The 11123-nt window shown below is 62.8% G+C and carries 9 protein-coding genes and 1 pseudogene; 7 read left to right on the forward strand and 3 right to left on the reverse strand.

The features are described from left to right. The 5 genes from CQ12_RS03345 to CQ12_RS03370 all read left to right on the forward strand — a co-directional run. A partial coding sequence (locus CQ12_RS03345) for an MFS transporter (protein ID WP_057833949.1) occupies positions 1 to 1137 on the forward strand: 1137 nt, incomplete at its 5' end. Positions 1138 to 1572: 435 nt separating this feature from the next. Beyond that, positions 1573 to 2136 (forward strand): HdeD family acid-resistance protein, encoded by a 564-nt coding sequence (locus tag CQ12_RS03355; RefSeq protein WP_057833951.1) that lies wholly within the window; start codon positions 1573 to 1575, stop codon positions 2134 to 2136. 216 nt (positions 2137 to 2352) lie between these two features. Then, the gene (locus CQ12_RS03360; RefSeq protein WP_057833952.1) at positions 2353 to 3672 is read left to right on the forward strand and encodes a metal-dependent hydrolase family protein; all 1320 of its coding nucleotides are present in this window, start codon (positions 2353 to 2355) and stop codon (positions 3670 to 3672) included. Between the two features lie 342 nt (positions 3673 to 4014). Beyond that, positions 4015 to 5124 carry an MBL fold metallo-hydrolase gene (locus CQ12_RS03365; RefSeq protein ID WP_057833953.1) on the forward strand — a complete coding sequence of 370 codons (1110 nt, stop codon included), beginning with the start codon at positions 4015 to 4017 and terminating at the stop codon, positions 5122 to 5124. Continuing rightward, entirely contained in the window at positions 5121 to 5738 is a 618-nt protein-coding gene (locus tag CQ12_RS03370; protein ID WP_083519111.1) for an SCO family protein, read from the forward strand. The genes CQ12_RS03365 and CQ12_RS03370 overlap by 4 nt, the downstream gene beginning before the upstream one ends. A gap of 206 nt (positions 5739 to 5944) precedes the next feature. Here CQ12_RS03370 and CQ12_RS03375 read toward each other — a convergent pair whose 3' ends face one another. Then, complete coding sequence (locus CQ12_RS03375) at positions 5945 to 6832, reverse strand: TetR/AcrR family transcriptional regulator (RefSeq protein WP_083519112.1); 888 nt, start codon at positions 6830 to 6832, stop codon at positions 5945 to 5947. Here CQ12_RS03375 and CQ12_RS03380 point away from each other — a divergent pair. Together CQ12_RS03380 and CQ12_RS03385 are read left to right on the forward strand one after the other, a co-directional pair. Then, positions 6831 to 8108, forward strand: a complete 1278-nt coding sequence (locus CQ12_RS03380) for an HlyD family secretion protein (RefSeq protein ID WP_083519113.1) — start codon at positions 6831 to 6833, stop codon at positions 8106 to 8108. The two genes, CQ12_RS03375 and CQ12_RS03380, sit on opposite strands and share 2 nt — an antisense overlap. Positions 8109 to 8170: 62 nt before the next feature. Continuing rightward, positions 8171 to 9709 (forward strand): DHA2 family efflux MFS transporter permease subunit, encoded by a 1539-nt coding sequence (locus CQ12_RS03385; RefSeq protein WP_057833958.1) that lies wholly within the window; start codon positions 8171 to 8173, stop codon positions 9707 to 9709. Positions 9710 to 9798: 89 nt separating this feature from the next. On the opposite strand, the gene CQ12_RS03390 is transcribed toward CQ12_RS03385, so the two are convergent. Together CQ12_RS03390 and CQ12_RS45605 are read right to left on the reverse strand one after the other, a co-directional pair. Next, positions 9799 to 10740 (reverse strand): diacylglycerol/lipid kinase family protein, encoded by a 942-nt coding sequence (locus CQ12_RS03390; protein WP_057833955.1) that lies wholly within the window; start codon positions 10738 to 10740, stop codon positions 9799 to 9801. A 141-nt stretch (positions 10741 to 10881) separates the two neighbouring features. Continuing rightward, a pseudogene (locus CQ12_RS45605) lies at positions 10882 to 11123 on the reverse strand (hypothetical protein); the annotation flags it as partial.

Below are 11123 nucleotides of genomic sequence, written 5' to 3' on the forward strand. Positions count from 1 at the left end.
GGCTGGCGGCCGGCGTTCGGAATCCTGATTGCGGTTTCCGCCATCGTCTTCCTGCTGAGCTTCCGTCTCAAGCGCGACTACGGCCGCCCGGACGTTCAGATCGATATGGTCGGTGTCGTGCTGGCCGCGGCGGCGATCGTGCTCATCAGTTTCGGCTTCAACAATCTCAACAGGTGGGGCGTTGCGCTGGCGACCGCCAATGCGCCGTTCAATCTGCTCGGCCTTTCGCCGGCGCCTGTTCTGATCGTTCTCGGCGTCGTGCTCGGACAAGCTTTCCTGATGTGGACGCACCGGCGACAGGCGGCGGGAAAAACGCCGCTGTTGGCGCTCGAGGTGATCGACTCGCAGGAGGAGCGCTCGGCGGTCTACGCGCTGTTTGCAGTGGTGGCGCTGGAGGCCGCGCTGAATTTCTCGGTGCCGCTTTATATTCAGATCGTCCAGGGCCGCACGCCGCTGGCGACCGCGATCGCGATGATGCCGTTCAACCTGACGGTATTTTTCACCGCCATGCTGGTCGTCAATCTCTATGAGCGGCTGACGCCGCGGCAGATCGGCCGCTACGGCTTCGTGGCCTGCACCATCGGTCTGGTGTGGCTCGCCTTCGTCGTGCGCAACGACTGGAGTGAGGTTCCCGTGCTGTTTGGCCTCATTCTGTTCGGCATCGGTCAGGGCGCGCTGGTGACGTTGCTGTTCAACGTGCTGGTCACGGCTTCGCCCAAGGAACTGGCGGGTGACGTCGGGTCGCTGCGGGGTACCACGCAAAATCTGGCCAGCGCAGTCGGAACGGCACTGTCTGGTGCGCTTCTGGTCGGCCTGCTGAGCACGATCGTGCTGAGCCAGATCGCTGCGAACCCGGTGCTGCCAAAGGAGATCCAGAGCCAGGTCGATCTCGACAACGTCAACTTCGTCAGCAACGACCGGCTGCGTAGCGTGATGGAAGGCACGACCGCCACGCCGCAGCAGGTCGAGGAGGCCGTGCGTGTGAATACCGAGGCACGGCTGCGCGCGCTGAAGATCGGACTTTTGATCATGGCCGGTCTTGCGCTGCTGGCGATCATCCCGGCGGGCCGGCTGCCGAACTACTTGCCAGGCGAGATTCCGAGCGATGCGCCCGGCAACCGGTTGAGGTCGGGCTGATCAGCACGAGCATGCGAGGAACGGGGCGTCCCAAGAAGGAGAACAACAATGGATGCAATCGACCGTCGCACTGCGCTCTGGACCTTGATGGGTGGTGTCGTTGCCGCCGGCTTGGGCCCAAGCCTGCTACCTGATGTAGCCGAGGCGGCGCCGCTCGCGGTGCAGAAAGATCCTGGAAAGGACGCCGGAGATTTCAAGCTGGAGGCTCAAGGCCCTGGCATGGGGCCGCCTGGATCGCCGGCTGGACCGTCGCCTGGACGGCCACCGGGAAGACCGCCTGGACGGCCACCGGGACGACCGCCGGGACGGCCGTCGCGTCCTCCTCCCCATCGCCGTCATCGGCGTCGCCGCCGCTGGGTCTGCTGGTGGCATCGCGGCCGTCGTCGGTGCGGCTGGCGATGGGTATAGCGTGAGACCTGAAGCGAGGAAAATGACATGACGACATATGACGGCAGTTCGCGAACAGGCGTCGGCAGTCTGCCGGCGCCGCCGTTCTGGATCTGTGTGCTGCTCGGGCTCGCGTTGATCGTGGCGGGCTTCCTGGTTCTCGGTGACGTCATGCTCGTCACCGTCATCAGCACCATCTTCATCGGCTGGGTCGCCATCATCGCCGGCGCTTTCGAGATCGTCCATGCGTTCTGGACCAAGGGCTGGGGCGGGTTCGTATGGCAGATCCTGCTCGGCATCCTCTACATCGCCTTCGGCGTCGTGCTGATCGGCCAGCCGGTCGCCGGCGCCCTGATCCTCACCTACGTTCTCGGCCTGGTGTTGGCGGTTTCCGGTTTCGTCCGCATCCTGATCGGCGTCAGCCGCTGGCAGGACCCGGGCTGGGTCATGCTGCTGTCCGGCGTATTCGGCATCGTGGCCGGTTTCATCATTCTCACGGGATTTCCCACGACCGGGTTGTGGGTGCTCGGCTTCCTGCTTGGCGTCGACCTGATCTCCCACGGGATCGGATGGCTCGCTTACGCATGGCAGCCTACCGCCCGCAGCGCATAGTTCCTCCCTGCCACTCGAGCAAGATGGCCTTTCTTCGAATCGTCATCTTGCTCGTTCTTTTCTTTTTCAGCATGATCTCCAGCTAAAATCCCTCGCTCTTCGCGGCGGATGTTTCGGCCGTTGCTGAACCGCGCGATATCAGGACGGAGGTGTTACGTGTCCTTTAGGGAATGGCGCCGAGTCGACAAAATCCTGGGAGTCGTTGCATCGACGGCCTTGAGCCTCGCGGCGCCCTTCTGGCCCGCGCATGCCCAGCAGGGCGGGGCCGTGCTGTTTCAGAACGTCCGTATCTTTGACGGGAAGAGCGAAACGCTTTCGGCGTCCTCCAACGTTCTGGTGAAGGGCAACAAGATCGAAAAGATCGCTCCGGCTGCGATCGCAACGGACGCGCAGACCGTTGTCGTTGACGGCGGCGGACGGGTGCTGATGCCCGGCCTGATCGACGTGCATTGGCATGCGATGCTGATCCGTCCCACGCCGGCGTCCGCCATAGGGGGGGACGTCGGCTACAACAATCTCCTTGCGGCTGCGGAAGCGACGGATACGCTGATGCGAGGCTTCACCACGGTTCGCGACGTGGGCGGGCCGGCCTTTGGGCTCAAGCAAGCCATTGATGACGGCCTCGTCACCGGCCCGCGCATCTACCCGTCCGGCGCCATGATCACGGTCACCAGCGGCCATGGCGACTTCCGGCAGCTTTCCGAATTGCCACGAACGATCGGCGGCATGCTCACCCGCATGGAGCAGATCGGCGGCGCCATGGTTGCGGACAGTCCCGATGAAGTGCGCGTGCGCGTGCGCGAGCAGCTCATGCAGGGCGCGTCCCAGATCAAGTTGACGGCGGGCGGCGGGGTGTCATCGCCCTTCAGTCCGATCGACGCTGTCACCTTCACCGAGCCTGAACTGCGCGCCGCGGTCGAAGCGGCCGAGAATTGGGGCACATACGTCGTCGCGCATGCCTTTACGTCGGCTGCGATCCAACGATCTATTGCCGCCGGCGTGAAGTGTATCGAGCACGGCTTCCTGATGGACGATGCAACCGCCAGGCTGATCGGCGAGAAGGGCGTTTGGCTGAGCCTGCAGCCGCTCCCCGAGGAGATGAGGCAAAACCTTCGCGAGGGTTCAGTCGAGCGAGCGAAAGCCGATGAGGTCTGGCCGGGCATCGGCAGGACATACGAGCTTGCGAAGAAGTACAAGCTGAAGACGGCGTGGGGCACCGATGTCCTGTTCTCCGCCGCGCTGGCCCAGCGCCAGGGGGCCATTCTGGCCTCGCTTGTCCGCTGGTACACCCCCGCCCAGGCGCTCGCGATGGCGACCGGGACGAATGGCGAATTGCTGGCGCTATCCGGCAAGCGCAATCCCTATCCGGGCAAGCTCGGCGTGATCGAAGGGGGCGCGCTGGCTGACCTGCTGCTGGTGGATGGCAATCCGATCGAGAACATCAAGCTGATCGAGGATCCCGCCAAGAATTTCCTCGTCATCATGAAAGACGGGAAAATTCACAAGAACCTCGTTGTCGGCAGCAAGCTGAACTAGAGGCGTGGACTCACGAACCGAGATTCGTGAGCGCAGCTCGATCGATGTCCGCTAACCGACGTTTTGCGGACTCGAGCCGGACTGCGCGCGAAGTCTGTAAAGCCCAAAAGCGGAAGTAAACCTGCTCCTTTGGCTGCGCTGATAGTGATACACTCTTCGACGAGTTGCCAATGAGACGTGCCGAGTTCTGTAGCTAAGCGCAGCACCAGTGCGTTCGGCAGGCAAGCACTACTCATTCATTGATATTGGATTCGAGGGTGCGATTTCGCTTCCTCTATTCTTCGCCAGTTTCGGAGCCAGTCAGCCGAGTCTAACGCTTGGCTCCATTGCACGGAGGGATTGATGATCGAGCAATTCAAACGCCGCGATTTTCTGACGGGTTGTGCGGCCATCGGCGGGGCTGTCGCGGCCGGCAGCTTCTCCTGCATCGAATTCGCCAAAGCAGCTGCGATCGACGTTCCCATGGTGGATAAACTGTCGATCCGGGTGCTGATCGACGGAAGCCAGAATATCTTCGAGCGGCCGGGCAAGGTGGGAAACGTCTCGATCGAACCGGCACCACGGCAGCAGGACTATCGTCGCGCGCTACACAATCAATGGGGTTTGTCTCTGTACCTGCAGTCCCAACGCGGCAATGAGCAGCGCACTATCATGCTCGACTTCGGCTATACGCCGGAAGCTCTGCTAAACAATATCGAACTGATCGGCGCTGATCCCAGCAAGATCAATGCATTGGTCGTGAGCCATGGCCACTTCGATCACTACGGCGGCCTCATCGGCTTCCTGCAGAAATACCGCAGCGCGTTGCCCGCCGATGTGAAACTCTATGCCGGCGGGGAGGACAACTTCTGCCAGCGTTATAGCGGCGCACCCGGCGCACTGACCGAATTTGGCGCGCTCGATCGCCGCGAGCTGGTTGCAAACAAGGTCTCAGTCGTTCTGGCGGAAAATCCGACGGTTGTCGCCGACCACGCTTTCACGACGGGTAAAATCAAGAGGACGGGCATCGAAAGAGTGTTGCCGAATACGCACGTTGGATTTGCTGTGAAGGATGGTCTCGGTTGTAACGCGAGCCACTACCTGCCGGCGGAGATGGTAGGTAAGATCGTTCCGGACGAGCACATCCACGAGCACGCCACCTGTTTCAATGTGAAAGACCGCGGGCTCGTGGTGATCAGCTCCTGCGGTCACGTCGGCATCGTCAATTCGGTCCGGCAGGCACAGGAAGTTTCCGGCGTGCAGAAGATACATGCTATCGTCGGTGGCTTTCATCTCGGGCCGGCACCCGAGGACTATCTCAATCAAGTTGTCGCCGAGATCAAAAAGCTCGAACCGGACGTGATTATTCCGATGCATTGTAGCGGCGACAACTTCGCTCGCGCCGTGCGCGCGCAGCTGCCGGACAGACTGCTAGTTTCGACAACCGGTGTCCGGATGACCATGGGCGCATGATAAAGAGTCAGGTGCTTGTCGCCTCGGTCCTAGCCGCGGTGCTGCTCGGTGCGGTGCCCGTGACGCATGCGCAGAGCGAACGCAGCGCCGGCGAACTGATGGACGCTGTGATGTTTGGCAAGGAGCCGATCGGTGGCCCCTTCACTCTCGTCGATCACACCGGCAAGCCTCGTACGGACGCGGATTTCCGTGGCCAGCTAATGCTCGTCTATTTCGGGTTCAGCTTCTGTCCGGACGTCTGCCCGACCGATCTGATGGCGATCGGGCAGGCCGTCGACAAACTTGGCCCCGGCGGCGACGCAGTGCAGCCGTTATTCGTCACTCTCGATCCCGACCGGGATACGCCTGCGCATCTCGCCGACTACGTGCCGTTCTTTCACTCGCGCCTGCTCGGCCTAACGGGCGATGCTGCGCAGATTCGCGACGCCGCGCGCTTGTATCGGGTCTTCCACGCCAAGGTCGCAATCGAGGGCGCCGCAGAATACACTGTCGATCATTCAGGTTTCATCTATCTGATGGATCGCGACGGCAAGTATCTCGGGTTCTTCCCGCCGGGCACCCCTCCGGATCGGATGGTCGCGGTCATCAAACCTCATCTCTCAGCCAAACGCTAAAGGCTACCGCCGTGACCCCTCTTGTCTAGCCCCCAAGGTCCGCTTCGGGTCATTCGCGTCGTCTTGCCAATTCTACGAGTGTCCGCTATCCGGCGCTTTTGCGGACTCAAGCAGCCGTCGCTTGACGTCCCGCCATGTTCCGAGCAGGCGCGGCGGCATGACAGCGTATCGGCTTCGGGGCCCGGTCAGTGATGCCTTTGCAAAGCTCAGCGCATGCTGCCGCGCCGGCAGGCGGCAAGAAAGAACGGAACGCTGCGTGCCACGTGCGCGTCGATCTCTGCGTCCAGCGTCTTGAGGTCCACCTCGAACAACGCCCGGAACAGCATCGGCACGGCGATGAGATCAAGGAAAAAACGTGCAGTCGTTGCCAGCTGCTTCGGGGCAAAAGCGGGCAGCGACCGAAGCTCGTCGGATTTCGTCAACTCGCCCAGCAACCGGACCCCGAGTTCTGTGCTGAGATCACGCGCCGTCCGGCCGACCGTGCTCGCCAGATCAGGGAAGCGGCGCGATTCCGCGATTGCCAGCCGCATCAGTGCAATCCTCTCGCTGTCCAAACCCCAGTGCAGCAAGGTGCTCGCGGCACTTATGAGGCGCGCCTCGATCGTTGCGCCGGTTGGCACCGTGGCCCTGAACTCTGCGATGCGAGATAGGATGTCCCGCGTTACCACCGCAGTGAACAGCGCCCGCTTGTCGCGGAAGCGGGCATAGATCGTCGGCTTACCTGCACGTGCAACGTCGGCGATCTCGTCGATGCTCGCGCCTTCAAATCCGCGCTCGAGAAACACCTTTCGCGCCGCATCGAGAATGCGGGTATCAACCTCGCCGGCAAGCTCCTTCGGTGGGCGGCCAAAGCGCACTTTGGCGCGCTTGGGCGCCGGCTTCCTCTTCAGCAACCTGCTGGTTTTCATCGCGACCCGACCGTGCTTCGATCCCCGCTGAGCATCAGATATGCACGCAACTGTGATGTTCAAAGAGAACGAAACGGTTTCGTTCCTATTGAGGAAACTCTTTGCCTGATTACCTGCAAATCGAAACGGGGCAGTTTCTTTTCTCGGTGTCGCTGAGGCGTCGCCTAGCAGCAGGAGCGGCCGCATGTCCGAACACGATGTATTGGAACGGGACGGACGGCTGCTTCATGGCGTCGACAGCCCGCGATCTGTCCCGGACCTCCGCCAGCCCAGCGTCGAGTTCGACCAGCAGGAAGTCACTGCGCGGGCTCGTTTCCCTCACGAAGAGCCGGCTGCCAGAGCGCCTGGCTCAGCCGATCCGCCGGAAGCAGTTCAGCCGCAGGTGAAAGAGCACAGGGCCGGCTTGCTGCGTCGCCGCCCGGTTGTCTCCGCGATCGGGGCTGTGCTCCTCGCCTCCGCGATCGCCGGTGGCTACCTCTACATGGACTACGCAAATCATTTCGAATCCACCGATGATGCCTTCGTCGCCGCGCGGCAGTTTTCGATTGCGCCGAAAGTCACAGGCTACATCACCGCCGTCCCCGTCACCGACAATCAGCATGTCAAAGCCGGAGACGTGATCGCCCGCATCGATGACCGCGACTTTCGCACCGCGCTCGAGCAGGAGCAAGCGCAGGTCGCCGCGGCGCAAGCCAGCATCGAGAATATCGACGCGCAGCTCGATGTGCAGCAGGCACAGATCGGCGCCAACCAGGCGCAGGTGGATCAGGCACAGGCGGCACTGGTGTTCGCGCAGCAGCAGGCGGCGCGCTTCCAACACCTGGAGCAAACAGGCTATGGCACGGTTCAGAACGCCCAGCAGTTCACCTCGCAACTGCATCAGCAGCAGGCGGCACTTCTGAGCGCGCAGGCAACCCTCAAGCTGGCGAATCGGCAGGTCGAGGCGCTGAAGGCGCAGCGCAAGAGCGCTGGTGCGAACCTCGCGCAGGCCCAGGCCCAGCGCGACCAGGCGCAACTCAATCTGTCCTACACGACGGTGACGGCGGCCCAGCCGGGGCGCATCGTCAACCTCGGCGCCGCAGCCGGTCAATTCGCACAGCCTGGCAACAGCCTGGCGATGTTTGTGCCGGATCAGCTCTGGGTGACGGCGAACTTCAAGGAGAATCAGCTCGACCATATGCGGCCGGGCGATCCGGTAACGCTCGCGATCGACGCCTATCCGGAACGCAAGGTCCACGGCCATGTCGCGAGCGTCCAGCCCGGGTCGGGCACCGCGTTCTCGCTGCTGCCGGCGCAGAATGCCACCGGCAACTTCGTCAAGATTGTCCAGCGCGTGCCGGTCAAGATCGACATGGACGATCCGCCAACCGACGTCGCGCTCGGTCCGGGCATGTCGGTAGTCCCCACCGCGCGGATTGATCCGAGGCCGTCCCTCTATGAGCGACTGAGGAGCGACCTGTGAGCTCCGCTGCGATCCGAGCCGAGCTTCCCGCATCCGCGAGCGGCGGCGTGGCCAATCCGTGGATGATCGCTATCCTGGTCGCGCTCGCAAGCTTCATGGAGGTGCTCGACACCACCATCGCCAACGTTGCGCTGCCCTATATTGCAGGCGGCATGGGGGTGAGCCAGGACGAGGCGTCCTGGGTCGTCACCACCTATCTCGTCTCCAATGCCATCATCCTGACGGCCTCCAGTTTTCTGGCCCGGACGCTGGGCCGCAAAACGTTCTTCTTGATCTGCCTCGGAGCATTCACGCTCAGTTCGCTGCTGTGCGGCTTTGCTCCGAATCTGAATGCGCTGCTGTTGTGCCGCATCCTGCAGGGCTTCGGCGGTGGGGGCATGGTGCCGGTCGCGCAGTCGATCTTGGCCGATTCGTTTCCGCCGGCGAAGCGCGGTCAGGCTTTTGCAGTGTTCGGCGTCGCCGTGGTTGTGGCCCCGGTGGTGGGGCCGACGCTCGGCGGCTGGCTGTCCGACAATATCTCCTGGCACTGGTGTTTCCTGATCAACGTGCCGGTCGGCGTGATCGCGGTGGCGTTGATCTGGCTGCTTCTGCAGGAGTCCCCAACCGCGCGTGCGGAAGCACGGCAGCAGCAGCAAGGAGCCGGATTCGATGTGGTCGGCTTCGCGTTGGTCGCGACCTTCCTGGGTGCGCTGGAGGTCGTGCTGGACCGTGGCCTGGAGGACGACTGGTTCGGCTCGCGCTTCATCGTGACGTTCACGGCCATCTGCATCCTGGCGTTTGTGCTGATGATTCCATGGGAGTTGAGCCGCCGCCATCCGATCATCGACCTGCACATGGTAGCAACCCGCCAGTTCGGCGCATGCTTCCTGGTCATGCTGGCGACCGGTGCGATCCTGCTCGCGACCACGCAATTCCTGCCGCAACTGGTGCAGCAGGATTTCGGCTACACCGCCACTTGGGCAGGCCTCGTGCTCTCGCCGGGCGGAGTGGTCACCATGATGATGATGTTCGTGGTCGGTCGTCTGGCCGCCAAGGTGCAGCCCAGATATTTGATCGCCGCCGGCGCTGTGATCTGCGCCCTTTCCATGTACGCCATGACCAACGTTTACGCCGATCTCGGCTTCTGGTTTATGGCGCGCTCGCGCATGCTGCTCGGCGTCGGCCTGCCGCTGATTTTCGTGCCGATCATGGCTGCATCCTATGACGGCATTCAACCATCCAAGACCGACCAGGCTTCCGCCCTGATCAACGCGGCCCGGAACACCGGAGGCTCGATCGGTGTCTCGATCGTCTCCAACGTGTTGATGCACCGCGAGCAGTTCCACCAGAGCCGGCTGGTCGAACAGGTGATCCCGTCCAGCCCGCAGTATCAGGATACATTGCAGCAGATCACGAACTTCTTCGCCGGCCACGGCAGCTCATTGGCCCAAGCGCATGATCAGGCGATCCAGTGGATCGGACAGCAGGTGCAGGCACAGGCGTCGTTCCTCGCCTACATGGATGCCTTCTGGGTCTTGATGCTGATCTCGCTTGCGGCCGTGCCACTCGCCATGATGCTGCGGACGACCAAGCTTGGTGCAACTGTTCACGTGGGCCATTGAGAATCGTGCCATCGGGCATAGAGCTGATAAAGCCGTCCATGTCGACGTCGTGTTAGCGTAGTGAAACCCGGTGCGACGGGAACGACACCCTACGACCGATTGACCGCCGCCACCTTCAGGTGGAACGGTAGCATCGTCACCGACATCGGCAATTGCCCGATGCTTTCGCCGTCGACATCGGCGCGGATCATGTCATCGCTGTCGATGGTGATCCGGCTCGCGTGGCGCCGCGAGACCTTTGCGTGCTCCAGATAGCTGCCGTCGGCGAGGTTCGGGACGATCCTGGTCAGGCTCTCCCAGCGCCCCATGTCGCCGACCATGATCAGGTCGAGCTTGCGGTCGGCCGGGTCGGCGCCCGGCGCCAGCATCAGGCCTTCGCCGGCGCCGTCGAAACTGCACAGCATCAATGACCACATCGGCACGTGCTGTTCGGCCTCGTCGTCGATCTGGATGCGATAGGGGCGCGGGCTGTAGGTCAGCGACGTGAACGCGGTCATCAGCACATAGCTGATCGGACCCAATCGCTTCAGCAGCGGCACGCGTTGGGCGCGCCATGAAATCGTGGCGGCAGCGCCGACGATGGCAAGCACGAAGCCGTAGCGTGTGACCTGACCGCCCGCATAGCCCTTGGCGTCGGCGCGGAACACATCGATGTCGCGCGTATGCCCCATGGCGATGGCCTTGCTGGCCTCGGTGAGCGAAAGCTGGCCGAAGGAGCGGGAGAGTTCATTCGAGGTGCCGCCGGGCAGTTGCGCCAGCACCAGGTCTGATGCAATCGGACGATCGTCCGCGATCACGCCGTTCATCATCTCGCTGAAGGTGCCGTCGCCACCGACCGAGACCAGGCGGCGATAGCCGGCATCAACCGCTTCCCGCGCCAGATGGGTGGCGTGATTGGGCGCGCGCGTCATCGCAACGTGCGCGGAGGCAAGCGGGCCAAGATGTTTTTCGAGTTCAGCGCAAATCTGCGGCCAGCGCTTGCCGCAGTTGCCCTTGTTCGCCATCGGATTGACGATGATCTTGGTCTGCACGGCCGTCTCCGCAAACAGGCGATCGCGCCAGCTTGATCTCGGCGGAGAAGCGAATCAACCGGAAAGCGAACTATTCGCATGTGCAACAAATGCTGCAGGTGCGTTAGAAAGGAGGGCGCGCTTCACACGACAGCGCCGTTCTTATGAGAAGAACGCGATCTTCTCGGCCTGGCTCATGCGCCGGATCGGCGCCAGCGGATCGTTGGCTGCCGTGGCCGGCTTTTTCAGCACGCCGCTCGCGATGAGGGTCGAGCCGAGTGAGACTTCCATCGTCGGCGCAGGCGCCGGTGCGGCAGCGGGCGGTGGGGGAGGCTGAACCGCCCGGTGTACCGGCGGCGGCGCCGGCGCGGCGACCGGCTGGGGGGCCTCAGTGACGGCCTTGG

The sequence above is a fragment of the Bradyrhizobium jicamae genome, from assembly GCF_001440395.1.
GTDB lineage: Bacteria > Pseudomonadota > Alphaproteobacteria > Rhizobiales > Xanthobacteraceae > Bradyrhizobium > Bradyrhizobium jicamae.